Source organism: Cupriavidus sp. 2TAF22, from assembly GCF_052115045.1.
GTDB lineage: Bacteria > Pseudomonadota > Gammaproteobacteria > Burkholderiales > Burkholderiaceae > Cupriavidus.
Genome location: NZ_JBFRFX010000018.1, coordinates 14,742 through 37,501, shown reverse-complemented (window position 1 = coordinate 37,501; position 22,760 = coordinate 14,742). Strand labels below are relative to the sequence as shown.

The window sequence follows — 22,760 nt, the reverse complement described above, 5'->3', positions numbered from 1 at the left end:
CAAGGGTTCTGTCCAGGCTGACAAAAGTCAAAGACCGTCGCCCCGGCGGCCAGGCGCGGGGGTGGCCCGCCATACCCCTCAGGTACAATTCGTCTCCATCCCGTAGCAACAGGGGCCAGGCCGCCCAGGCCCGCCCCGAGACCCAAATTCCCATGCATATTCACATCCTCGGCATCTGTGGCACGTTCATGGGCGGCCTGGCCGTGCTGGCCAGGCAGGCTGGCCATCGCGTGACCGGTTGCGACGCCAATGTCTATCCCCCGATGAGCACCCAGCTCGAGGCGCAGGGCATCGACCTGATCGAGGGGTTCGATCCGGGGCAGCTGTCGCTGGCGCCGGACCTGTTCGTGATCGGCAACGTGGTGTCGCGCGGCAATCCGTTGATGGAGGCCATCCTCAACTGCAACCTGCCCTATGTCTCGGGCCCGCAGTGGCTCGGCGAGCATGTGCTGCGTGGCAAGTGGACGCTGGCGGTGGCGGGCACGCACGGCAAGACCACCACCACTTCGATGCTGGCCTGGATACTGGAAGACGCGGGCTACCAGCCCGGTTTCCTGGTCGGCGGGGTGCCGCAGAATTTCGGCGTGTCGGCCCGGGTGACGGAATCGGACTTCTTCGTGATCGAGGCCGATGAATATGACACGGCGTTCTTCGACAAGCGCAGCAAGTTCGTCCACTACCGTCCGCGCACGGCCATCCTGAACAATCTCGAATACGATCACGCTGACATCTTCCCGGATCTTGCAGCGATCGAGACCCAGTTCCATCATCTCGTGCGCACCGTGCCCGAGCAGGGCCGGCTTATCGTGAATGGCCTGGAGGAAAGCCTGGCGCGCGTGCTCGAGCGCGGCTGCTGGAGCGAGACAGAACAGTTCGGCCTGGGCGACTGGCGCGCGGGCGAACCGGCCGAAGCCGCCTTGGGGCCCCAGAGCCAGGACCGCTTCGACGTGTGGTTCGGCGATGCCTTGCAGGGCCGGGTCGAATGGGCGCTGCAGGGCATCCACAACCGCATGAACGCGCTGGCCGCGATCGCCGCGGCGCGCCACGTGGGCGTGCCCCCCGCGCAGGCCATTGACTCGCTGTCGCGCTTCGCCAATGTGAAGCGCCGCATGGAAGTGCGCGGCGTGGTCGGCGGCATCACGGTCTATGACGACTTCGCCCATCACCCGACCGCCATCCAGACCACGCTGGAGGGCCTGCGCAAGCGCGTCGGCGACGCGCGCATCCTGGCGGTGCTCGAACCGCGTTCCAACACCATGAAGCTGGGCGTGATGAAGGCCCAGTTGCCCGCCAGCCTGGAGGCGGCCGACCTGGTGTTCGGCTACGGCGCGGCCAGCGGCAAGGACGCGCTCGGCTGGGACCTGGCCGATTCGCTGGCACCGCTTGGCGAACGCGCCGCTGCCTTCAGCGACCTGCCTGCGCTGGTGCAGGCGGTGCGCGCCGTCGCGCGCCCGGGCGACCACGTGCTGGTAATGAGCAACGGCGGCTTCGGCGGCGTGCACCAGAAGCTGCTGGACGCCTTCGCCGCCGGCGCAGCGGCCTGAGCGGGGCACGGCATGTTGCTGTACCTGCACGGTTTCCGTTCCTCGCCGCAATCGTTCAAGGCGCGTATGGTCCAGGAGCGCATGCGCGCATGGGGCGTGGGGCGCTACTACGCCTGTCCGGTCCTGAACGTGTCGCCGGCCGCGGCCATCGCCCAGGCCGAGGCCGCTATCGCGGCTTCGCAGGCGGGCGGCGCCCAGCCCCTCACCATCATCGGTTCCTCGCTCGGCGGCTTCTACGCGCGCTGGCTGGCCGAGCGCCACGGCTGCCGCGCGGTGCTGCTCAATCCCGCCACGCATCCGTGGACCGACCTGGAGCATTACCTGGGCGACCAGCCGCTGTGGCACGGCGGCGGCTCGGTGCGGGTGGAGCGCCATCACCTGGACGAACTGCTGGCGCTGCGGGTGGAGCCGGTCACCCGGCCCGAACGCTATTTCCTGCTGGCTGCCACCGGCGACGAAGTGCTGGATTACCGCGAGATGCTGGCCGCCTTTCCCGGCGCGCGCACACGCGTGATCGAGGGCAGCGACCATGGCATCAGCGAATTCGCCGACTACGTCGATGAAGTGCTGGCTTTCTGCGGCTATGGACCGGCCGGCCTGATCGAACCGGAGCCGCTGGCATGAGCGCAGCATGAACGCGGCGCAAGTGCGCCGCTGCGCGTGGCATGCCCATTTGCCCGAAGATCCCGCCATCGACGCCAATCTGCGGCGCTGGGTATGCGCTGAGGGCTCGCTGACGGCCAGGCTGGTGGCCGCCTCGGACCGTTTCCGCGTGCGCCGCCTGGCGCAGCACATGGAGCTGGCCCTGCCCGATGAATGGCAGGCCCTGGGCCTGCCGGCGCAGCGCCGCGCGCTGGCGCGCGAGGTGCTGCTGCTGTGCGACGGCACGCCCGCCATCTTTGCCCACACCGTGGTGAAAGCCGAGCATGCCCGGCGCGACTGGCCCTTCCTGCGCGGCCTGGGCGAACGCCCGCTGGGCGGGGCGCTGTTCGTCGACCCGCGCGTGCGGCGCGAGCCGTTCGCCTTCGCGCGCCTGCGGGCGCATCACCCGCTGCGGCTGCGGCTGCAGCAGGCGGTGCCCGCCATGCGCGAGCTGGATCCCGGCGCGGCGCTGCCGGCGCGGCGCTCGGTGTTCCGGCGCGGCGGCGGCGTCATGCTGGTGACCGAGGTCTTCCTGCCGGACCTGCTGGCGCGCCGCGCGCCGGAGCTTGCCGGCAAGCGGTGAAACAGTCATCGTAGCAAGAACGCCAGCAAGAACGCCAAAAAGAACATCAACAAGAGCATCAACAAAAACGCAAACAAGAACGCAAACAAGAAGAAGAGACCGACATCATGAAATTGCAGGGACGAGTTGCCATCATTACCGGCGCGGCTGCCGGCATCGGCTTTGCCACCGCGCAGCGTTTCGCCGCCGAAGGCGCGATCGTGGTGCTGTGCGACGTGCAGGAAGAGCGCGTGCGCGCCGCGGCCGCGACACTGGCCGCTTCCGGTGCCGACGCGATGGCATGCAAGGTGGACGTGACGCGCCGTGACGAGGTGGATGCCGCGGTCGCCGCCACGCTGGCCAGGCATGGCCGCATCGACATCCTGGTCAACAACGCGGGCATCACCAAGGATGCGCGCCTGACCAAGATGAGCGAAGCCCAGTTCGACTCGGTCATCGACGTCAACCTCAAGGGCGTATTCAATTGCGCGCAGGCGGTGGCGGACATCATGACCGAGCAAGGGCGCGGTGTGATTCTCAATGCATCCAGCGTGGTCGGTCTCTATGGCAACTTCGGCCAGACCAACTATGCCGCCAGCAAGTTCGGCGTGATCGGCTTTACCAAGACCTGGGCGCGCGAGCTGGGTCCCAAGGGCGTGCGCGTGAACGCGGTGTGCCCGGGCTTCGTGTCCACCGAGATCCTGCAGACGGTGCCGGAGAAGGTGCTGGAGGGCATGAAGTCGTCGTGCTGGCTGCGCCGCCTGGCCGAGCCGGCCGAGATCGCCAGCATCTACACGTTCCTGGCCAGCGACGACGCCAGCTACGTCAACGGTGTGGCGATCGAGGCCAGCGGCGGCATGTCGCTGTAAGGTCCGGGCGTTGCTTTGTCCCGCGCCGGGCTTGTGCACGGCGCGGTGCGGTATCATCTGAGGTCCGGTCGCCGCCTCGCCTGAAGGCGGCCTCGCATCATTTCTCTCCCCGGGCCGTTCCCGAGAGGCGTCACTTAGCGCCAGGGCGCGCTGGTTCGCCAGGGCGGCTCCCGGCATTTCTGAAAGTACCGATCCATGCAGTTGCTGTTCGAAGAAGGCGGCGAGATTCGCGCCGGCACCGTGCTGACCCAGCAGGGCGAGGCTTACCAGGTGGAGTTGCCCGCGGGCAAGCGCACCAAGGTGAAGTCGCGCGATGTGCTGTTGCAGTTTGCGCAGCCCTCGGCGATCGAGCTGGTGCGCCAGACCGCCGAGCTGGTCGGCGAGATCGACCTGGATTTCCTCTGGGAATGCGCGTCGGACGAAGAATTCGGCTTTGCCGACCTGGCCGCCGAGTATTTCGGCGCGGGTGCCGGCGTGGTGCAGCAGGCCGCACTGGCGCAGGCACTGCACGGCAATCCGGTCTATTTCCGCCGCAAGGGACGGGGGCGCTACCAGCGCGCGCCGGAAGACCAGCTCAAGGCGGCCCTGGCCGCGCTCGAGCGCAAGAAGCAGCAGGCCCTGGTCCAGGCCGAGTACGAAACCCAGCTCAAGGCCCTGACCCTGCCCGACGCCTTCCGCGGCAAAGCGCTGCAACTGCTGTTCAAGCCCGACAAGAACAGCCTCGAGTACAAGGCGATGGACGCTGCCTGCACGGCGCTCGGCATGTCGCCGATGCGGCTGATGGTGGCGGTGGGCGGCATCGCCAGCCCGCGCGCGCTGCACGAGGCCAAGTTCCTCTCGGAATGCTTCCCCAAGGGCACCGGCTTCCCCGACGTGGTCGTGCCGGAACCCGCCGGCGAGCTGCCGCGCGCCGACGTGCAGGCGTTCTCGATCGACGACGTCACCACCACCGAGATCGACGATGCGCTGTCGGTCACGCCGCTGGACGGCGGCAAGATCCGCGTCGGCATCCACATCGCCGCGCCGGGCCTGGGTATCCGCCGTGGCGAGCCGCTTGACGCGGTGGCGCGCCAGCGCCTGTCCACGGTCTACTTCCCCGGCGACAAGATCACCATGCTGCCCGACGCGGTGGTGGAGCGCTACACGCTGCAGGAAGGGCGCGAATGCCCGGCGTTGTCGCTTTACGTGGACTACGACCCGGCCCTGCAGATGATCCTCGGCAGCCAGACCCGCGCCGAGATGGTCATGATCGCGGCCAACCTGCGCCACAACCTGCTGGAAGACGTGGTGACCGAGGCCGCGCTGACCGACGGCACCGGCGACTACGCGTTCCGCGCCGAGCTGGCCCAGCTCTGGCATTTCTCCGGCTGGCTGCACGACGAGCGCCAGAAGGCGCGCCTGGCCAGCGGCCTGCGCCCGGAATCGCACAATCGCGCGGACTACAACTTCTACCTCGACGATCTGCCCGACGGCGGCGAGCGTGTGCGCATCGAGCAGCGCCGGCGCGGCTCGCCGCTGGACAAGATCGTGGCCGAGCTGATGATCCTGGCCAACAGCACCTGGGGCAAGCTGCTTGCCGACCACGGCGTGCCGGGCATCTACCGCACGCAGAAGGCCTGGGGCATGCACCGCACGCGCATGCAGACGTATCCGGCCCCGCACGAAGGCCTGGGCGTGGCGCAATATGCCTGGAGCACCTCGCCGCTGCGCCGCTATGTCGACCTGGTCAACCAGTGGCAGATCCTGGCGGTGGCCCAGCACGGCGTCACGGCCAAGCTGGTGGCGCCGTTCAAGCCCAAGGACGCTGACCTGCTGGCGGCCGTGGCCGACTTCGAAGGCACTTATGCGGCCTATGCCGACCACCAGTCCACCATGGAACGCTACTGGTGCCTGCGCTGGCTGGGCCAGGAAAAGCGCGAGCGCCTGATGGCCTCGGTGCTCAAGGAAGGCGCGGTGCGCTTTACCGAGATCCCGCTGGTTACGCGGGTGCCGGAGCTGGTCCAGGCTTCGCGCGGCACCCAGGTGCTGCTGGAGATCGGCGCCACCGACGAGATCTCACTCGAGGTATCGTGCCGCGTGCTGGAGGTGTTCGCCGGCGAAGGCGAACTGCCCTCGGAGGAGCTGGAAGGCGATGACGAGGCTGCCGAGGTGTCCGCTGAGGCAGCCGCCGAAGCCGCTGCCGAGGAGGCCGCGGAAGCGGCGGCCGAGGGCGCCGGCGACGCCGCCGCCCGGTCTGCCGATCAGGCCGGCCCGGATGGTCCGGATGGTCCGGAAGACCTGGCAAGCGCCGCCGACGGCGCTTCGTCGGGCGCGCGCGACACCGGCACCGGCGAGGCCGGCTGAGTCCCTCGGAAAAAACGGGGCGCTCCCTTACAATCGCAGTCTGAACCGGGGCTGGTCCGAGAGGACCCCTGCCCCGGCCCGGTTCCGCCTTCCCGACGCCCCATTCCAACCACGCCAGCCATCGTGAAAGCCGTCTTTTCTCCCCGCCAGTGGTGGAACGCCAGCAGCACGATGAGCAAGGCGCTGGCCGTTTCGGTGCTGGCCCATGTCCTGCTGCTGACCGTGCGCGTGGTGGCTCCCGAGGCCTTCGAGATCAAGCGCACCGATGCCGCGCTCGACGTGGTGCTGGTCAACTCCAAATCCGCACAGCGCCCGCAGAACCCGACCGTGCTGGCCCAGGCCAATCTCGACGGCGGCGGCGAGCAGGACCAGCAGCGCGCCACCACGCCGCTGCCGGCCCAGACCAACACCAAGGACGGTGACCTGGTGCGCCAGATGCAGCGCCGCGTGGACCAGCTCGAGCAGGAGCAGCAGCGCCTGCTGACGCAGGCGCGCGAGGCCGCGCCCGCGGTCCACAGCCAGCCGCTCAAGCCCGGCCAGCAGCGCACCGAGACGCCGCTGCGCGGCCAGGACGAGCGTACCTCGCTCGACGAGATGGCCAAGCTCGAGGCCGAGATCGGGCGCAACCTCGAACAATACGCCAAGCGGCCCAAGCGTTACCAGCTCACCGCCACCAGCGCGCAGGAGGTGGAATACGCGCAGTACTACGACCGCCTGCGCCAGAGGATCGAGGCGCGCGGCACCACCGATTTTCCCCAGCGCAACGGCAAGCCGCTGTACGGCCAGCTGATCCTGGTGATCAACGTCAACCGCCAGGGCAGGCTCGGCTACAACCGCGATGGCTACAACATCGAATCGATCGACGTGGCCAAGAGCTCGGGCGACCCGGCATTGGACCGCCAGGCCGTGGCCATCGTGCGCGCGGCCGCGCCGTTCGGCTCCTTCACCCCGCAGATGCAGGCGCGGCAAGATATTCTCGAAGTGATCTCTACCTTCAAGTTTTCGCGCAACGGCCTGGACATCCGCCTACAGGCCAGATGACGCAAGATGATGTCTACAGAAAACACGCAGATCCCCGCTGATACCGACCGCTATGTGGTGGTTGGCAATCCCATCGCGCACAGCCGTTCGCCGGCCATCCACGCCGCGTTCGCGCAGCAGACCGGCGAGGCCATCTCCTACGAGCGCCTGCTGGCGCCGCTGGACGGCTTTGCCGACACCGTGCGCGCGTTCTTCGCCGGCGGCGGCCACGGCCTGAACGTGACGGTGCCGTTCAAGCTCGAGGCCTACGACCTGGCCGACCGTCTCACGCCGCGCGCGGAGAGCGCCGGCGCGGTCAACACCATGTGGATCGAGGATGGCCTGATCCACGGCGACAACACCGACGGCGTCGGCCTCACGCGTGACATCGAGATCAATCTCGACACGCTGCTCGAAGGCCGCCGCATCCTGCTTCTGGGCGCCGGCGGCGCGGCCATGGGCGCCATGCTGCCGCTGGTGATGTGCCGGCCGGACCGGATCGTGGTGGCCAACCGCACGCCGGAGCGCGCCAGCTTTATCCTCGAAGACGTGGCGCAGCAGGCCGACGAATACGGCGTGGAACTGTGGGGCGGCGGCTTCGACGCGCTGGCCGCGCTGACGGGCGACGACGCCTGCGACGTGGTCATCAACGCCACCAGCAGCAGCCTGCAGGGCGAATTGCCGCCGGTGCCGGCGGAACTGCTGGGCAAGGATGTGCTGGCCTACGACATGATGTACGGCGCCGAGCCCACCGTATTCCTGAAGTTCGCCGCGCAAAGCGGCGCGCGCACCAGCGACGGGCTGGGCATGCTGGTCGAGCAGGCCGCCGAGGCCTTCTACAACTGGCGCGGCGTGCGACCCGCCACTGCGCCCGTGCTGGCGAAGCTGCGCGCGGAGCTGCAGGCCGAAGCGGCACGCTGAGCGCAGCAGGCTGCCGCCCGCAACCACCATGGCAGAGCTCAGGCGCACCGCCCGCTCCAGCGCCGCGCCGCGCAGCGGTGGCTTCAATCCACTGCGCTGGCTGGCCTACCTGATCGGTATCCTGGTGGCCGGCGTGCTGGCCATGCAGGTCTATTTCTTCCTGCAGATCGCGGCCTGGCAGTACGTCGATCCGTCTGCCACCTCGTTCATGCGGGCCGAACGCTGGCGCCTGTGCGGCTTCAACTTCTGGAGCTGCCAGGTGGACCGGCGCTGGGTCGGCTACGACGAGATCTCGCGCAACCTCAAGCGCGCGGTGATCGCCAGCGAGGACGCCGACTTCGTCAACCATCCCGGCTACGAACTCGACGCCATGCTCGATGCCTGGGAGCGCAACAAGAAGCGCGGGCATATCGTGCGGGGCGGGTCCACCATCACCCAGCAGCTGGCCAAGAATCTCTTTCTCTCGTCCGAGCAGCACTACCTGCGCAAGGGGCAGGAGCTGGCCATTACCTGGATGCTGGAATTCTGGCTGGACAAGCAGCGCATCTTCGAGATCTACCTGAACTCGGTGGAGTGGGGCGAGGGCGTATTCGGCGCCGAGGCCGCCGCCCAGCACTACTTCAAGACCAGCGCGGCGAAGCTCAACGTGGGCCAGGCGGCGCGCCTGGCCGCCGCGCTGCCGGCGCCGAAGTGCTTCGACAAGAAGCAGTACTGCGCCAATGTGCGGGTCAACTTCAAGGTCAAGGCCAACATCATCGCGCGCCGCATGGGCGCGGCCACGCTGCCGGACTGAGCGTCCCTTCACGCCGGGCGCGGTCTTTCAGAGGCGTGATCGGAATGAAGCGAAGCGGTCCTGGCCAGGCGCGCGGCCGCACACAGTGCAAACCGGCACGGCAAGGCCGCGCAACGACGCCAGGATCTGTTCGATTGCGCCGTTCAGCTGAGCCAGCCCTTGCGGCGGAAGTAGATCAGCGGCACCGCCGCCGACACCGCCATCAGCGCGATCGCCCACGGATAGCCGGCGACCCAGTCCAGCTCCGGCATCAGCTTGAAGTTCATGCCGTAGATGCTGGCGATCAGCGTGGGCGGCATCAGCGCGACCGACACCACCGAGAACAGCTTGATGATCTTGTTCTGGTTGATGTTGATGAAACCGACCGTGGCATCCATCAGGAAGTTGATCTTGTCGAACAGGAACGCGGTGTGGTTCTCGATCGAGTCGATATCGCGCAGGATCTGGCGCGCTTCGTCCTGCTGCTCGGCCGACAGCAGCTGGCTGCGCATCAGGAAGGAGACCGCGCGGCGCGTGTCCATGACGTTGCGGCGGATGCGGCCGTTCAGGTCTTCCTCGCGGGCGATGGTTTCCAGCACGTCGGCCGCGGCGGCGTCGGTCACGTTCTCGGCCAGCACGCGCTTGCTGGCTTCCTCGAGCCGCTCGTAGACTTCCTCGATGGAGTCGGCCGAATATTCCGCGTCGGTGGCGTACAGATCCATCAGCACGTCCTTGGCGTTGCGCACCGAGCCCGGACGCATGCGCGCGCGCAGGCGCACCAGCCGGAACACCGGCAGGTCTTCGTCGTGGATGGAGAACAGCACGTCGCGCGTGAGCACGAAGGCCACGCGCACGTTGCGCGAGATGTCTTCCTCGTCGAGCAGGAAGTCGGTGCGGATATGGATGTTCTCGTCCTCGCCTTCGAAGTAGCGGGCCGAGGCTTCCAGGTCGCCCAGGTCTTCGAGTTCGGGCAGGGCTACGCCGTACGCTTCCTTGATCCAGGCGAGTTCCTCGTCATCAGGGCTGATGACGTCGATCCAGATCGGCTTGTGCTGCAGCAGTTCATTGCGGTCATCGACCTGCTCCTGTGCGAGCCGGCCTTTCTGCAGGACGAACAGGTTGATCATCCCAGGGCTTCCTTGTTGCGTTTGGCGAAGAAACGCGCAGGCGTGGCTTGCCGGGCCCGGAGGCGAACCAGTCCTTCGCGGCGAGGCGACGAAGGCGGAATGCCGCTGGCAAGCGTGATCGCGCTGCGCGTCGCAAAGGCGCGCGCAAGGCGATGGCGTTTGCCGTTCATGGCTGGCAAGCCGGGAGAGGGAAGGTCCGGGACGAGGCGGCGCGCACAGGCGGTGCGCCGGCTGGGACACGGAAAAACGCTCACCCGCAGTATTTTCTGCGGGCAAGTCCGACGAGGCGGTGGAAGCGGCGTGGGCCGGCTCCGGCGGTCGTCGTTACGCAGCCCGCAGTGACATGGCATTCGGTGCAGTCGCAGTCTGGTTGCGGCAACTCGAACACCCGATGCTACTGCCCACGTAGTTTCTCCGGGATTATGATGGCCGCGAGTGTAGCCCAACGAGGGGGGCTTGTTAAGTGAAATCTGGGTGAATGCCGCCGCCGCCGCACGTTGTGCGACGGGTCCGCGCCAGCGCCCCGGATCATCCGGCGCGCGCGCGCACGAGCCGGCGATGCAGCAACGGCACGAGCAGCACGGAGGCCAGCGCGGCGAACATCAGCACGATGGCCGCATAGTCCTGCCAGTGCGGCTGTTCGCCCAGCATCCACATGCCCGAGAACACGCCGACCACCGGGATGAACATCACCGACAGGCTCGACACCACCGGCGGCAGGCTGCGCGCGAGCACGAACCACACCAGGTGGCAGTAGGCGAACACCACCACCGCGTTGTAGGCGATGGCGCCCCATTCCACGGCGTTGGGAAGGCGCCAGCCTTGCTCGAGCAGCAGCGTGCCCAGCAGCAGGAAGGGCAGCGTCACCACCAGCATCCAGAAGGTCAGCACGCCCACCGACATCTCGATCCGGCTGCGCTTCATCAGTTGCGTGCCCAGGCCCCAGCCGGCCGCGGCGCAAAGCATCAGCAGCGTACCGGCCGGGCTGCCGGTCAGGGCGGCGATCTCGCCGGACAGCAGCAATACTGTGCCGGCCAGCGCGCAGGCGATGCCCACCCAGGCCGCGCGGCCGATGCGCTCGCGGTACAGCACCAGGCCCCATACCACGGCCCAGATCGGCATGGTGTAGCCGAGGATGGCGGCGCGCCCGGATGACAGCATCTTGACCGCGCAGATCGCCAGCAGGTGCCAGATCACCATGTTGAACAGGGCGAGCTTGAAGATGGTGGGCCACTGGCCCGCCGGCACCCGCAGCGTCTCGCCGCGCACGCGCAGCGCCACGCCCAGCGCCAGCACGCCGCCGGCCATGCACAGCAGGCGAAAACCCATGGCGGGGAAATGCGCCACGCCGATTTTCATGACGGGCCAGTTGACGCCCCAGGCGATGGTGAGGACGACGAGCAGGATGATGCTGCGGCGGTCGAGAGACATGGCGGGCAGGCGGCTGTGTGCGATGCCGCTCTTTGTATCCGGGAAGAACGGCAGAAGATAGCACGCAGCGGGTAAAATCGCAGGCATCGATCGTTGCCGCGCTGCGCCGGCCCGGCCTCCGGGGCCGCCAGCCAGCCGCCGCGGCACACCCAGAATAGCGAGCATCCCATGACCTTCACCGAGCAGCTGGCCTCAGCCTGGCAGCGCAACGATTCCCTCCTGTGCGTCGGGCTCGATCCCGATCCCGCCAAGCTGCCCCTGTCCATGACGGGCACCGGCGGCGCGATCTTCTCCTTTTGCCGCGAGATCGTCGACGCCACCGCGGACCTGGTGTGCGCCTTCAAGCCGCAGATCGCGTACTTCGCCGCGCAGCGCGCCGAAGACCAACTCGAACAGCTGGTGGCCTATATCCACGATGCCCATCCGGGCATCCCCGTGATCCTGGACGCCAAGCGCGGCGATATCGGCTCGACCGCGCAGCAGTACGCCATCGAAGCCTTCGAGCGCTACCGGGCCGACGCCGTCACGGTGAACCCGTACATGGGCCTGGATTCACTGGAGCCTTACCTGGCCTACGGCGACCGCGGCGTGATCGTGCTGTGTCGCACTTCCAACCCGGGTGGCTCGGACGTGCAGTTCCTGCCGGTGGACGGCAAGCCGGTCTACCAGGTGGTGGCCGAGGCGGCCGCCACGCGCTGGAATACCAACGGGCAGATGGCGCTGGTGGTGGGAGCGACCTTCCCGGCGGAGATCGCCAAGGTACGCGAGATCGTGGGCGACATGCCGCTGCTGATTCCGGGCATCGGCGCCCAGGGCGGCGACATCGAGGCCACCGTCCGTGCCGGGCGCACGGGCGCCGGCGTCGGCATGATGATCAACTCGTCGCGCGCCATCCTCTACGCCAGCCGCGAGAAAGACTTCGCCGCGGCCGCGCGCAATGTCGCGCTGCAGACGCGCGAGACCATCAACCGCTTCCGTTCGGCCTGAGGGCCGGCGCGGCGCTTCAGGCTTCGTTGCGGACCAGTTCGAGCAGGCCGCGAATGGCGTGCTCGGCCGCCTGGCGCCGGATCTGCTGGCGGTCGCCGCGCAGGCGCTGCGTCTCCACCTTGGTGGTAATGCGGTTGCTCCAGCCGAAGCAGACCATGCCGACCGGCTTGTCCGGCGTGCCGCCGTTGGGGCCGGCCACGCCGGTGATCGACAGCGCCACCTGGGCGCGGCTGTTGAGCAGCGCGCCTTCGGCCATGGCGCGGGCAACCTCCTCGCTGACCGCGCCGTGGTCGCGGATCAGCTTGGCTGGCACGCCCAGCATGGTGGTCTTGGCTTCGTTCGAGTAGGTGACGAAGCCGCGCTCGAACCAGCCCGAAGAGCCCGACACATCGGTGATCGCCGCGGCCACCAGGCCGCCGGTGCAGGATTCCGCCGTGGCGAGCAGCAGCGATTTCTCGTTCAGGGARATGCCGGCCTGGACGGCGAGTTGATCGAGCAAGCGGCTGACGGACATGATGGCGGATTCGGTAGAAATGGTTGCAGGGGAGGCGTGTAGGCCGGCGTAAACCAGTGTGAGGCGGGCCCGCTCAGAGCGAACGCCACAGGGCGAACACCAGCAGCGTGTAGAACGCGGCCATCACGTCGTCGAACATCACGCCAAAGCCCCCGCGCAGGCCCGGACCCTTGAGCGTGCGGTCCAGGTGGCCGATCGGGGCCGGCTTGACGATATCGAACAGGCGGAACCACAGGAAAGCGGCGAGCTGGCCCCAGAAGCCGGTCGGCATGACGAAGAGCAGCACCAGCCAGAACGCCACGATTTCGTCCCACACCATGCTGCCATGATCGTGCACGCCCATGTCGCGCGCGGTGCGGGCGCAGGCCCACAGCCCGAGCAGGAAGCCGCCGCCGATGATCCACAGCCAGGTTTCCGGCTGCACCCACATCGAGATCACCAGGTAGGACAGCCACGCGTAGAGCGTGCCGACCGTGCCGGGGCCGGCGGGCGAAAGCCCGGAGCCGAAGCCCAGTGCGATCAGGTGGGCCGGGTGCGACAACATGAAGCGCGCGGTGGGGCGCAAGACCTTGGCGGCTTGGCCGGCTTCGAGGGTCAGGGCGGGATCGTGCGCGGCGGGCCCGGGCGGGTAGGCGGACATCAAGGGTTGGCTCGTCTGGTTTGGATGGGATTGTCCCGGGCGCCTTGGCCCGGGCGGGGTCTGGCGCCCCGCATGGCAACATCATGACACGGCCGCATGCCGCTTGTCAGGGGGATGCGAAGTGGTCGAAGCTGTTGCCGCTGTATGCGCAGGGATTGCCCTCCCGGTCGACCAGGCGCAGGCCCGGCTCCGGCGTGATGGTGCCGGCGCGCGTTACCTGCAGCCCGAGCCGCGCGCCGATGGCGGCGATCTTCTCGCGGGCGCCCGCGGGCGCGGTGAAGCAGAGTTCGTAGTCGTCGCCGCCGGCCAGCGTGCATTCGCGCTGGAGCGCTTCCGGCTGGTCGGCCAGCACCGCCGAGCGCGGCAGCGCGTCGACGTCGAGCAGGGCGCCGGCTTGCGAACTCGCCAGGATGTGGCCGAGATCGCCGAGCAGGCCGTCGGATATGTCGAGTGCGGCATGCGCCACGCCACGTAGCGCCATGCCCAGTGCGATGCGCGGCGTCGGCATGTCCATGCGCGGGCGGACCTGCGTGAAGTCCGGCTCCGGCAGCAGCCATTCGCCGCGGCAGTCGCCAAGCGCGAGGCGCGCATCGCCGAGCGTGCCGGAAATCCAGATATCGTCGCCGGGGCGTGCGGCATCACGTCGCAGCGCCATGCCGGCAGGCACATCGCCGAACACCGTCAGGCTCAGCGTAAGCGGCCCGCGCGTGGTGTCGCCGCCGATCAGCTCGCAACCGTGGGCGTCGGCCAGCGCCAGCATGCCCGCGGCCAGTTCGGCCAGCCATTCCGGCTGCGCTTCCGGCAACGCCAGCGCCAGCGTAAAGGCGCGCGGCTCGGCCCCCATCGCAGCCAGGTCAGACAGGTTGACCGCCAGCGCCTTGTGGCCCAGCGCACGGGGCGCTACGTCAGGAAAAAAGTGACGCCCGCTTACCAGCATATCGGTGCTGATCGCCAGGTGGTGGCCCGCGCGTGCCTCGATGAGCGCGCAGTCGTCGCCGACGCCGAGCACCGCCTTGCGCGCGGGGCGGGTGAAATAGCGGCGGATGAGGTCGAACTCGGAGAGCGGGGCGCCCGGATTGCTGGAAGCGCTGGAATAAGCTGGCATGGAAAGGGTCGGGCGGGGAGAATCGGCAAGAGCCACGTGAGCGCCTGCAGGTTGCCGGCGCGGGGCTTGTCGATGCCGGTGACGCCCTGCTGTTCAGCGCTGGCGGCATGCGGCATATTGTACCGAAACGCAAAGCTGCCACGCGCAAAACGCTTATTGTGAAATAATATTTCACAATATAAAATGCCAGGTTCAAAAGGAAGAGAACGCGGGTACGTGGAACCGGCCCGCCCTTTCGTTTCCGACAACGTCAATAACGGTTCCACCGACCGGAAGATGCGCCGATGACCAGTCCCCAGCAGCCCACGCCCCAAGACGACCTGAAGCAGCAGCAGCGTGAGGCGCTGCGCAAAGCTGCCCTGGAATATCACGAGTTTCCGACCCCAGGGAAGATCTCGGTCACGCCGACCAAGCCGCTGTCGAACCAGCGCGACCTGGCGCTGGCCTACTCGCCCGGCGTGGCCGCTGCATGCGAGGAGATCGTGGTCGACCCGGCCAACTCCTTCCGCTATACCGCGCGCGGCAACCTGGTTGGCGTGATCACCAACGGCACTGCCGTGCTGGGCCTGGGCGATATCGGCCCCGCGGCCTCGAAGCCGGTGATGGAAGGCAAGGCCGGCCTGTTCAAGAAGTTCGCCGGCATCGACGTGTTCGACATCGAGATCGACGAGAAGGACCCCGAGAAGCTGGTCCAGATCATCGCCGCGCTGGAGCCGACCTTCGGTGGCATCAACCTCGAAGACATCAAGGCGCCGGAGTGCTTCTACGTCGAGCGCAAGCTGCGCGAGCGGATGAAGATTCCCGTCTTCCACGACGACCAGCACGGCACCGCGATCGTGGTGGGCGCGGCCGTGATCAACGGCCTCAAGGTGGTCGGAAAGGATATCGGCAAGGTCAAGCTGGTGGCGTCGGGCGCGGGCGCCGCGGCGCTGGCCTGCCTGGACCTGCTGGTCGACATGGGCATGAAGCTCGAGAACATCTGGGTGACCGACCTGGCCGGCGTGGTCTATGAAGGCCGCACCGAGCTGATGGACCCGGAAAAGGCGCGTTTCTCGCAGAAGACCGACAAGCGCAAGCTGGCCGAAGTCATCGACGGCGCCGACATCTTCCTGGGCCTGTCCGCCGCCGGCGTGCTCAAGCCCGAGATGATCAAGGGCATGGCCGACAAGCCGCTGATCCTGGCGCTGGCCAACCCCAATCCGGAAATCATGCCGGAGCTGGCCAAGGAGGTGCGTCCCGACGCCATCATGGCCACCGGTCGCACCGACTACCCGAACCAGGTCAACAACGTCCTGTGCTTCCCCTTCATCTTCCGTGGCGCGCTGGACTGCGGCGCCACCACCATCACGCGTGAGATGGAAATTGCTGCCGCCAACGCGGTGGCGGAACTGGCGCGCCAGGAGCAGAGCGACATCGTCGCCACTGCCTATGGCATCCAGGACCTGTCGTTCGGCCCCGAGTACCTGATTCCCAAGCCCTTCGATCCGCGCCTGATCGTCAAGATCGCACCGGCCGTGGCCGAGGCCGCCATGAAGTCCGGCGTGGCCGCGCGCCCGATCGCCGACATGGACGCCTACCGTCTGCAACTGCAGCAGTTCGTCTACCATTCGGGCACCCTGATGAAGCCGATCTATGCGGCCGCCCGTCAGGTCGACATGGAGAAGAAGCGCATCGTCTTCGCCGAGGGCGAGGAAGAGCGCGTGCTGCGCGCGGTGCAGGTGATCGTCGACGAAAAGCTGGCCAACCCGATCCTGATCGGTCGCCCGGCCGTGATCGCCCACCGCATCGAGCGCTTCGGCCTGCGCCTGCGCGGCGGCGTTGACTTCACCGTGGTCAACCCGGAGAACGACCCGCGCTTCCGCGACTACTCCGAGGCCTACTTCAAGATGATGGCCCGCCAGGGCGTCACCCAGCAGTACGCCAAGCTGGAAATGCGCCGCCGCACCACGCTGATCGGCGCCATGCTGGTCAAGAAGGGCGAGGCCGACGGCATGATCTGCGGCACGGTCAGTACCACTGCCGCGCACCTGCGCTATATCGACCAGATCCTGGGCGGCACCAATGAGGTCTACGCCGGGATGAACGGGCTGGTCCTGCCGGGCCGCCAGATCTTCCTGGTCGATACGCACGTCAACGTCGACCCGACCGCCGGCCAGCTGGCCGAGATCACCATCATGGCCGCGGAAGAGCTCAAGCGCTTCGGCATCGAGCCCAAGGTTGCATTGCTGTCGCATTCGAACTTCGGCACCTCGGAGGCCGCTTCGGCGCAGAAGATGCGCGAAACGCTGGCGATCCTGCGCGAACGTGCGCCGGAGCTCGAGGTGGACGGCGAGATGCACGGCGATTGCGCTCTCGATCCCAAGCTGCGCGAGACGCTGGTGCCGGATGGCGCGCTCAAGGGCGAGGCGAACCTGCTGGTGTGCCCGAATATCGACGCCGCCAACATCTCGTACAACCTGCTCAAGGTCGCGGCGGGCAACAATGTGGCGATCGGGCCGATCCTGCTCGGGGTCAAGGCGCCGGTGCACATCCTGACGCCTTCGGCCACCGTGCGGCGTATCGTCAATATGACGTCGCTGGTGGTGGTGGACGCGGCCGCCAAGCGCTAAGCCGCTACCTGCCGAGAAAAGCCGGGCTTGCCCGGCTTTTTTTTCGTCCCGCCCCTTGTGCCCCGGTGTGACGCAAAGCCTGGGGTAAGTGGGTGCACACATGTTAATAACACCTTGAAACAATTGGAGTTTTCGTCTGTTCCGAGGGGCGGGGATTGATTATTTAGCGGCATGCGCGTAACCTTATGGCCTTGAAGTGCGCGCGGAATGCACATTTGCGCGATGCCATCGTTATCGCGTCCTCCCCAACAAGACAAGCAACGTGGGTTCCCAGATTTCTCTGACGCAGCGCGCATCGCGATGGATTTCAGCCGCAGGGCTGGCACGGGCAGCAGGCCGGGTGCTGGCGGTCGCGGCGGTATCGTGCGCGCTGGCCCAGCCAGTGCTGGCGCGGCAGACGGCAGACGCCGGCACGGGAACCATCTCGCTGCAGCAGTTGCCCAACGAAGCGCAAACGACGATGGAGCGTATCGAAGCGGGTGGCCCGTTTCCCTACGCCAAGGATGGCTCGAGGTTCGGCAACTACGAGCGCATCCTGCCGCAGAAGTCGCGCGACTATTACCGCGAATACACGGTGAAAACTAACAGCCGGAACCGGGGAGCCAGACGCATCGTATGTGGCGGTGATCAACGCGCCACCAACGACTGCTACTACACGGACGACCACTACAACAGTTTCAAACGGATAGCCAAATGATGACTGACATTTTCGGATTGGGCGACGCCCTTGCCGCCCGCGAAGAGCGCGGCGCCGGAGATGGCTGGCAGCGGGCCCAGACCCAGGCCCAGAATCTTTACGACAACGTGTTGATGATGCCTCGCAACGAGCTCTCGCACCAACCGCCGCTCGCACCCGTTCCCGCAGCCGGCACCGACGGCAGCCAAGAGGGAGCCATGAACCTGTTCAAGACGGTGCGTCCGAACATCGTCCAGTCTATCCGCGCGTTCCGCGTGCCCGAACTCGCCCAGGCGGCGGCGGAGCTCGGCCAGCATTTCCTGTACGCCAACTGCGCGCATTGCCAAAGCAAGGCGGAGGTGCTGGACACCATCGCCACCAGCTTCCTGTTTCCGAAGCACTTCGGCAAGAACTTCGATGCCCTGGCTGACTGCCTGACCGACCTGATCCACAAGGCCGGTGCGCAGCCCGGCTTCGTGATCGTGCTCGAAGGCCTGCCCATTGCGCAGAAGTTCGACAAGGAAGGCCGCGAGGTGCTGCTCGACGTGTTCCGCGACGCGGCCGAGTTCTGGGCCGAGCGCAAGGTCCAGTTCCGCGTGTTCTACTCGTTTGCCTGACACCCGCCTCGCCTGATACCGCGCCAGCCGCGGCGGGCGCGCAGCAAAGACAAAGGCCCGCCTGAGCGGGCCTTTCGTCTACCCGGAGCCGGTCGGCGCCCTGCGTTTCAGCGCCGCCTTCGTCCGCACTTCACGCAGCAGGCGGTACGTGGCCCTGCGGGGTGAGCTTGTCGATCAGTTCGGGCAGGCCTTCGCTCAGGTGCGCGGCCACATCATCCGCGGACATGCCGGTGGAACTGGCCAGCGATTCCAGCGCGCCCGTGTCGCCGAGCGCCCCGGCCAGCTGTGACGGCGAGACCGGCTGATTGGCACCCGTGCCGATCCACGAATTGACCTGCTCGCCCAGGCCGGCCCGCGCCAGGACTTCCTGCAAGGCACCGATGCCGCCAGCCGCGGCGCCCAGCGCGGGCGCATCGCCCTGCTGGCCCTGGCCGCCGAGCAACCCGCCCAGCAAGCCGCCGAGGTCCATTCCGCCGGACGGGCCGCCGGCAGCGCCGCCACCGCCGCCGAGCAGGCCGCCCAGCAGGCCGCCGAGTCCACCAAGTCCACCGAGCCCACCGCCGCCTGCCGCGGACGGATCCTGCGGCACGGCCGCTCCCGCGTCGCCGCCTTTATGGCGCATTGCCAGCATGGCGATCAGGCCCAGCGCCATCATCATCTTCGGGTTCAGGCCGCCCGCGCCTGCTTCGCCGCTGCCGCGCTGCCCGAGCACCCCGCCCAGCACGCTATCGAGTAGTCCCATGGTCGACTCCTTCGGTGAAATGCGGCAACGGACCCGGATGGTCCCTTGCCGTCAAAATCCGCCCAGTACCGCGTTGAGCGCGGCCAGGCAAGCCAGCCCCGCGGTCTCGGTACGCAAGATGCGCGGTCCGAGTGACACGCCGGTGAACCCCGCGCGCAGCGCCGCCGCTTCTTCGTCCGGCGCCAGCCCGCCCTCGGGCCCGATCAGCAGCGTCACGCCGCCGTCCAGCAGGCGCTGGCGCTGCTCTGTTGCAAACGATACCAGCGATTGCGTGGCGCGCGGCGAGACCAGCAGGCGCGCGCCGGCGCCCGCCGCCGGCTTGCCCTGTTGCGCCAGCCAGCCTTCCAGGCTGGCCACCGGCGCCACGACGGGGAGCCGGTTGCGCCCGCATTGCTCGCAGGCCGCTTCCACCAGCGCCTGCCAGTGCGCCTGGCGTTTCTGTGCCCGCTCGGCCGACAGCCGCACCACCGAGCGCGCCGCCTGCAGCGGCTGGATCGTGCCGATGCCAAGCTCGACCGCTTTCTCGATCAGCCAGTCCATCTTGTCGCCGCCTGCCAGGCCTTGTGCCAGCGTGACGTGGAACGGCAGTTCGGTTTCGGCGGGATCGTGGTCGCCGATACGCGCCAGCGCGTGGCGCTTGCCGATATCGACCAGCGTGGCGGCGTGGCTGCCGCCACGGCCATCGAACAGGGTGACGTCGTCACCGGGGTTGAGCCGCAGCACCTGCACATGGCGGACCACGGCTTCCGGCAGCGACAGCTCGGTCTGCGCGGCCAGCGCGCCATCGACGAAGAAACGAGGCGGCATCAGACAGTTCCGTCCTGGCCGGTCGTGGCTAGCGTCTGCGCCGCCGCCGGATTGTCCAGCGGCTTGCCGAAGCCCCAGCGGTAGCCGTCGGGATCCTCGACCATGCAATAGCGGTCGCCCCAGAACTGGTCGGCGGGCGCCATCAGGCTGACCGCGCCGGCGGCGATGGCACGCGTGTGCATGGCATCGACATCGTCGCAATAGACGTAGAAGGTCTGCGGGCATTCGACGCCGAGCGAGCGCGGCGTGCGCGCGGTACTGCCCCAGGCGCCCTCGGGCGCGAACATCACGACCAGTTCGCCGCGATAGTGCATCTCGGCATGGGTGGGCACACCGTTTTCGTCGACTACGTTCCCCGCACTGAAACCGAAGGCGCGGTGATAGAAGTCGAGCGCGCTGCGCCCGTTACCCACCGTCAGGTAGGGAGTGAGCCAGGGGGTGTTGGCCGGTCTTGTCATGATCGTCTCCTGTCATCTCCGGTTGCGGGAAGCCGCGCGGGGCCTGCCTGGGCGGCAAGACCGGCGGTGCGAATGAGCATCTTACGCGGGTGCGCCAGCGCTGTCGAAGAGGGCCTGCAGGTGCAGGGGCAGGGCGAACAGCGCCGGGTGGGGCGCCACGTGGTGGCAGCGCAGCGCGCCGCAGCCGGATCGGGCCCGGCGTCGTGCCGATGCCGGGCGAGAGCCATCCGGTCCACTGCAGGCGGCCCCCGGGCGGCCCCGCCGGGGGGCCAGACTGCCGCGTTCCTTCTGGTAAAATTGCGCTTTTCCCGCCGCCAGGTTCCCGCCGCATGTCCCACCTCGCTCATCCCGCCGCCAGTCCGCACGCTTCGCAGCCCGTCCAACTCATGGCCAACGCCATCCGCGTCCTGGCCATGGACGCCGTCCAGCAGGCCAATTCAGGCCATCCCGGCATGCCCATGGGCATGGCGGATATCGCGGTGGCGTTGTGGGGCCGTCATCTGAAGCATAACCCGGTCAATCCCAAGTGGGCCGACCGCGACCGCTTCGTGCTGTCCAACGGCCACGGCTCGATGCTGCTCTACGCGCTGCTGCACCTGACCGGCTACGACCTGCCGCTGGCCGAGCTGAAGAACTTCCGCCAGCTGCACAGCAAGACCGCGGGCCATCCGGAATACGGCATCACGCCGGGTGTCGAGACCACCACCGGCCCGCTGGGCCAGGGCCTGACCAACGCGGTCGGCATGGCGCTGGCCGAACGCCTGCTGGGCGAGGAATTCAACCGCCCAGGCTTCGACATCGTGAACCATCACACCTATGTGTTCATGGGCGATGGCTGCCTGATGGAAGGCATCAGCCACGAGGCCTGCTCGCTGGCCGGCACGCTCAAGCTGAACAAGCTGATCGCCCTGTGGGACGACAACGGCATCTCGATCGACGGCGACGTCGAGCACTGGTTCGCCGACGACACGCCGAAGCGCTTCGAAGCCTACGGCTGGAACGTGATCCGCGCGGTGGACGGCCATGACGCCGCCGCCGTCGACGCCGCCATCGCGCAGGCCAAGTCCAGCGACCGCCCGACCCTGATCTGCTGCCGCACCCTGATCGGCAAGGGCGCGCCCAACAAGGAAGGCGGTCACGATGTGCATGGCGCGCCGCTTGGTGGCGCTGAAATCCTGGCCACGCGCGAGGCCCTGGGCTGGACCCATTCCCCGTTCGAAGTGCCTGCCGAAGTCTATGCGGCGTGGGACGCCAAGGCCCGCGGTGGCTCGCTCGAGAAGGCCTGGAACGCGCTGTTCGAGGCTTATGCCGAGCGTTTCCCGTACGAAGCCGGCGAATTCCAGCGCCGCATGCGCGGCGAGCTGCCCGGCGCCTTCGACGCTGCCGTGGACGCCTTCCTGGCCAAGTGCGAAGAGAAGGCCGAGACCATCGCCACCCGCAAGGCCAGCCAGAACACCATCGAGGCCTTCGGCCCGGTGCTGCCCGAGTTCCTGGGCGGCTCGGCCGACCTGACCGGCTCCAACCTGACCAACTGGTCGGGCAGCAAGGCCGTGCGCGCCGAAGCCTGGGGCAATCACATCAACTACGGCGTGCGCGAGTTCGGCATGAGCGCCATCATGAACGGCATCACGCTGCATGGTGGCTACATTCCCTACGGCGGCACCTTCCTGACCTTCTCCGACTACAGCCGCAACGCGCTGCGCATGGCGGCGCTGATGAGGATCCGCACGCTGTTCGTGTTCACCCATGACTCCATCGGCCTGGGTGAAGACGGCCCGACCCACCAGTCGATCGAGCATGTCGCCAGCCTGCGCCTGATCCCCAACATGGATGTCTGGCGTACCGCCGACACCACGGAAACCGCGGTGGCGTGGGCCCAGGCCGTGCGCCGCGAGAACGGCCCGAGCTGCCTGATCTTCAGCCGCCAGAACCTGCCGTTCCAGAAGCGCAGCGACGCCACCCGCGCCAATATCGCGCGCGGCGGCTATGTGCTGCGCGAAGGCAACAATCCCAGGACCGGCCTGCCGGACGCCGTGGTCATCGCCACCGGCTCGGAAGTCGGCCTGGCCGTGGGCGCGGCCGAGCAACTGGCCATCGACGGCGTGCACGTGCGCGTGGTCTCGGTGCCGGCGACGACGGTGTTCGACAAGCAGGACGCCGCCTACAAGACCTCGGTGCTGCCGGCGGGCGTGCCGCGCGTGGCAGTCGAGGCTGGGATCACCGATTTCTGGTGGAAGTACCAGGTCCAGGCCGTGGTCGGCATCGACACCTTCGGCGAATCGGCTCCCGCTGGCGTATTGTTCAAGCACTTCGGCTTCACGGTCGAGAACGTCGTGCGCACGGTGCGCGACACGCTCGGCCAGTAATACGCAGC

22 protein-coding genes are annotated in these 22,760 nt (G+C 67.7%); 13 read left to right on the top strand and 9 right to left on the bottom strand.

Annotated features, from left to right (window positions below; genetic code table 11):
- Positions 1 to 152 precede the first annotated feature (152 nt).
- From mpl to mtgA, 8 genes are all read left to right on the top strand, one after another.
- The gene (gene mpl / locus AB4Z48_RS21715; RefSeq protein ID WP_441617723.1) at positions 153 to 1,544 is read left to right on the top strand and encodes a UDP-N-acetylmuramate:L-alanyl-gamma-D-glutamyl-meso-diaminopimelate ligase; all 1,392 of its coding nucleotides are present in this window, start codon (positions 153 to 155) and stop codon (positions 1,542 to 1,544) included.
- A 12-nt stretch (positions 1,545 to 1,556) separates the two neighbouring features.
- On the top strand, positions 1,557 to 2,168 hold the full coding sequence (locus AB4Z48_RS21710; RefSeq protein ID WP_441617722.1) for a YqiA/YcfP family alpha/beta fold hydrolase: 612 nt from the start codon (positions 1,557 to 1,559) through the stop codon (positions 2,166 to 2,168).
- 7 nt (positions 2,169 to 2,175) lie between these two features.
- The gene (locus tag AB4Z48_RS21705; protein ID WP_441617720.1) at positions 2,176 to 2,769 is read left to right on the top strand and encodes a chorismate--pyruvate lyase family protein; all 594 of its coding nucleotides are present in this window, start codon (positions 2,176 to 2,178) and stop codon (positions 2,767 to 2,769) included.
- Positions 2,770 to 2,876: 107 nt separating this feature from the next.
- A complete protein-coding gene (gene fabG / locus AB4Z48_RS21700; RefSeq protein WP_441617718.1) occupies positions 2,877 to 3,617 on the top strand; it encodes a 3-oxoacyl-ACP reductase FabG in 741 nt (246 codons plus the stop codon).
- A 195-nt stretch (positions 3,618 to 3,812) separates the two neighbouring features.
- Positions 3,813 to 5,960, top strand: coding sequence for an RNB domain-containing ribonuclease (locus AB4Z48_RS21695; protein ID WP_441617716.1), 2,148 nt, complete (start codon positions 3,813 to 3,815; stop codon positions 5,958 to 5,960).
- Between the two features lie 171 nt (positions 5,961 to 6,131).
- Complete coding sequence (locus AB4Z48_RS21690) at positions 6,132 to 7,001, top strand: energy transducer TonB (RefSeq protein WP_441617921.1); 870 nt, start codon at positions 6,132 to 6,134, stop codon at positions 6,999 to 7,001.
- A 6-nt stretch (positions 7,002 to 7,007) separates the two neighbouring features.
- The gene (aroE, locus tag AB4Z48_RS21685) at positions 7,008 to 7,901 is read left to right on the top strand and encodes a shikimate dehydrogenase (RefSeq protein ID WP_441617714.1); all 894 of its coding nucleotides are present in this window, start codon (positions 7,008 to 7,010) and stop codon (positions 7,899 to 7,901) included.
- A 91-nt stretch (positions 7,902 to 7,992) separates the two neighbouring features.
- Positions 7,993 to 8,694 carry a monofunctional biosynthetic peptidoglycan transglycosylase gene (gene mtgA, locus AB4Z48_RS21680; protein WP_441617919.1) on the top strand — a complete coding sequence of 234 codons (702 nt, stop codon included), beginning with the start codon at positions 7,993 to 7,995 and terminating at the stop codon, positions 8,692 to 8,694.
- A 143-nt stretch (positions 8,695 to 8,837) separates the two neighbouring features.
- Here mtgA and corA read toward each other — a convergent pair whose 3' ends face one another.
- The 3 genes from corA to AB4Z48_RS21665 all read right to left on the bottom strand — a co-directional run bounded on the left by corA (position 8,838) and on the right by AB4Z48_RS21665 (position 11,231).
- Entirely contained in the window at positions 8,838 to 9,800 is a 963-nt protein-coding gene (gene corA / locus AB4Z48_RS21675) for a magnesium/cobalt transporter CorA (RefSeq protein WP_441617712.1), read from the bottom strand.
- On the bottom strand, positions 9,797 to 9,970 hold the full coding sequence (locus tag AB4Z48_RS21670) for a hypothetical protein (protein WP_441617710.1): 174 nt from the start codon (positions 9,968 to 9,970) through the stop codon (positions 9,797 to 9,799). Before AB4Z48_RS21670 ends, corA begins: the two co-directional genes overlap by 4 nt.
- A 358-nt stretch (positions 9,971 to 10,328) precedes the next feature.
- Positions 10,329 to 11,231, bottom strand: a complete 903-nt coding sequence (locus tag AB4Z48_RS21665) for a DMT family transporter (RefSeq protein ID WP_441617917.1) — start codon at positions 11,229 to 11,231, stop codon at positions 10,329 to 10,331.
- Between the two features lie 168 nt (positions 11,232 to 11,399).
- Here AB4Z48_RS21665 and pyrF point away from each other — a divergent pair, with 168 nt between their 5' ends.
- Positions 11,400 to 12,218, top strand: coding sequence for an orotidine-5'-phosphate decarboxylase (gene pyrF, locus AB4Z48_RS21660; RefSeq protein ID WP_441617708.1), 819 nt, complete (start codon positions 11,400 to 11,402; stop codon positions 12,216 to 12,218).
- Between the two features lie 16 nt (positions 12,219 to 12,234).
- Here the strand turns inward: pyrF and AB4Z48_RS21655 are convergent, their stop codons facing one another.
- The 3 genes from AB4Z48_RS21655 to thiL all read right to left on the bottom strand — a co-directional run bounded on the left by AB4Z48_RS21655 (position 12,235) and on the right by thiL (position 14,477).
- Positions 12,235 to 12,732, bottom strand: a complete 498-nt coding sequence (locus AB4Z48_RS21655; protein WP_441617706.1) for a CinA family protein — start codon at positions 12,730 to 12,732, stop codon at positions 12,235 to 12,237.
- Positions 12,733 to 12,805: 73 nt separating this feature from the next.
- Positions 12,806 to 13,372, bottom strand: a complete 567-nt coding sequence (locus tag AB4Z48_RS21650) for a phosphatidylglycerophosphatase A family protein (protein WP_441617704.1) — start codon at positions 13,370 to 13,372, stop codon at positions 12,806 to 12,808.
- A gap of 106 nt (positions 13,373 to 13,478) precedes the next feature.
- Positions 13,479 to 14,477 carry a thiamine-phosphate kinase gene (gene thiL / locus AB4Z48_RS21645; RefSeq protein ID WP_441617702.1) on the bottom strand — a complete coding sequence of 333 codons (999 nt, stop codon included), beginning with the start codon at positions 14,475 to 14,477 and terminating at the stop codon, positions 13,479 to 13,481.
- Between the two features lie 284 nt (positions 14,478 to 14,761).
- Here thiL and AB4Z48_RS21640 point away from each other — a divergent pair, with 284 nt between their 5' ends.
- From AB4Z48_RS21640 to AB4Z48_RS21630, 3 genes are all read left to right on the top strand, one after another.
- The gene (locus AB4Z48_RS21640; RefSeq protein WP_441617700.1) at positions 14,762 to 17,086 is read left to right on the top strand and encodes an NADP-dependent malic enzyme; all 2,325 of its coding nucleotides are present in this window, start codon (positions 14,762 to 14,764) and stop codon (positions 17,084 to 17,086) included.
- Between the two features lie 340 nt (positions 17,087 to 17,426).
- The gene (locus tag AB4Z48_RS21635) at positions 17,427 to 17,783 is read left to right on the top strand and encodes a ribonuclease domain-containing protein (protein WP_441617915.1); all 357 of its coding nucleotides are present in this window, start codon (positions 17,427 to 17,429) and stop codon (positions 17,781 to 17,783) included.
- Positions 17,780 to 18,379, top strand: coding sequence for a barstar family protein (locus AB4Z48_RS21630; protein WP_441617698.1), 600 nt, complete (start codon positions 17,780 to 17,782; stop codon positions 18,377 to 18,379). Before AB4Z48_RS21635 ends, AB4Z48_RS21630 begins: the two co-directional genes overlap by 4 nt.
- 130 nt (positions 18,380 to 18,509) lie before the next feature.
- On the opposite strand, the gene AB4Z48_RS21625 is transcribed toward AB4Z48_RS21630, so the two are convergent.
- From AB4Z48_RS21625 to AB4Z48_RS21615, 3 genes are read right to left on the bottom strand one after another with little or no spacing between them, the layout of a single operon-like run.
- Entirely contained in the window at positions 18,510 to 19,121 is a 612-nt protein-coding gene (locus AB4Z48_RS21625) for a YidB family protein (protein ID WP_441617696.1), read from the bottom strand.
- 51 nt (positions 19,122 to 19,172) lie between these two features.
- Complete coding sequence (locus AB4Z48_RS21620; protein WP_441617694.1) at positions 19,173 to 19,928, bottom strand: 16S rRNA (uracil(1498)-N(3))-methyltransferase; 756 nt, start codon at positions 19,926 to 19,928, stop codon at positions 19,173 to 19,175.
- Entirely contained in the window at positions 19,928 to 20,386 is a 459-nt protein-coding gene (locus AB4Z48_RS21615; RefSeq protein ID WP_441617692.1) for a VOC family protein, read from the bottom strand. Before AB4Z48_RS21615 ends, AB4Z48_RS21620 begins: the two co-directional genes overlap by 1 nt.
- Before the next feature lie 329 nt (positions 20,387 to 20,715).
- On the opposite strand from AB4Z48_RS21615, the gene tkt reads away from it, so the two are divergent.
- Complete coding sequence (gene tkt / locus AB4Z48_RS21610; RefSeq protein WP_441617690.1) at positions 20,716 to 22,752, top strand: transketolase; 2,037 nt, start codon at positions 20,716 to 20,718, stop codon at positions 22,750 to 22,752.
- The last annotated feature ends 8 nt before the right edge of the window (positions 22,753 to 22,760 follow it).

Excerpts from the sequence above, each read along its gene's own strand:
- mpl (WP_441617723.1), top strand. The coding sequence starts at position 153 with ATGCATATTCACATCCTCGGCATCTGTGGCACGTTCATGGGCGGCCTG.
- AB4Z48_RS21710 (WP_441617722.1), top strand. The coding sequence starts at position 1,557 with ATGTTGCTGTACCTGCACGGTTTCCGTTCCTCGCCGCAATCGTTCAAG.
- AB4Z48_RS21705 (WP_441617720.1), top strand. The coding sequence starts at position 2,176 with ATGAACGCGGCGCAAGTGCGCCGCTGCGCGTGGCATGCCCATTTGCCC.
- fabG (WP_441617718.1), top strand. The coding sequence starts at position 2,877 with ATGAAATTGCAGGGACGAGTTGCCATCATTACCGGCGCGGCTGCCGGC.
- AB4Z48_RS21695 (WP_441617716.1), top strand. The coding sequence starts at position 3,813 with ATGCAGTTGCTGTTCGAAGAAGGCGGCGAGATTCGCGCCGGCACCGTG.
- AB4Z48_RS21690 (WP_441617921.1), top strand. The coding sequence starts at position 6,132 with ATGAGCAAGGCGCTGGCCGTTTCGGTGCTGGCCCATGTCCTGCTGCTG.
- aroE (WP_441617714.1), top strand. The coding sequence starts at position 7,008 with ATGATGTCTACAGAAAACACGCAGATCCCCGCTGATACCGACCGCTAT.
- corA (WP_441617712.1), bottom strand. The coding sequence starts at position 9,800 with ATGATCAACCTGTTCGTCCTGCAGAAAGGCCGGCTCGCACAGGAGCAG.
- AB4Z48_RS21670 (WP_441617710.1), bottom strand. The coding sequence starts at position 9,970 with ATGAACGGCAAACGCCATCGCCTTGCGCGCGCCTTTGCGACGCGCAGC.
- AB4Z48_RS21665 (WP_441617917.1), bottom strand. The coding sequence starts at position 11,231 with ATGTCTCTCGACCGCCGCAGCATCATCCTGCTCGTCGTCCTCACCATC.
- pyrF (WP_441617708.1), top strand. The coding sequence starts at position 11,400 with ATGACCTTCACCGAGCAGCTGGCCTCAGCCTGGCAGCGCAACGATTCC.
- AB4Z48_RS21650 (WP_441617704.1), bottom strand. The coding sequence starts at position 13,372 with ATGTCCGCCTACCCGCCCGGGCCCGCCGCGCACGATCCCGCCCTGACC.
- thiL (WP_441617702.1), bottom strand. The coding sequence starts at position 14,477 with ATGCCAGCTTATTCCAGCGCTTCCAGCAATCCGGGCGCCCCGCTCTCC.
- AB4Z48_RS21640 (WP_441617700.1), top strand. The coding sequence starts at position 14,762 with ATGACCAGTCCCCAGCAGCCCACGCCCCAAGACGACCTGAAGCAGCAG.
- AB4Z48_RS21630 (WP_441617698.1), top strand. The coding sequence starts at position 17,780 with ATGATGACTGACATTTTCGGATTGGGCGACGCCCTTGCCGCCCGCGAA.
- AB4Z48_RS21625 (WP_441617696.1), bottom strand. The coding sequence starts at position 19,121 with ATGGGACTACTCGATAGCGTGCTGGGCGGGGTGCTCGGGCAGCGCGGC.
- AB4Z48_RS21620 (WP_441617694.1), bottom strand. The coding sequence starts at position 19,928 with ATGCCGCCTCGTTTCTTCGTCGATGGCGCGCTGGCCGCGCAGACCGAG.
- AB4Z48_RS21615 (WP_441617692.1), bottom strand. The coding sequence starts at position 20,386 with ATGACAAGACCGGCCAACACCCCCTGGCTCACTCCCTACCTGACGGTG.
- tkt (WP_441617690.1), top strand. The coding sequence starts at position 20,716 with ATGTCCCACCTCGCTCATCCCGCCGCCAGTCCGCACGCTTCGCAGCCC.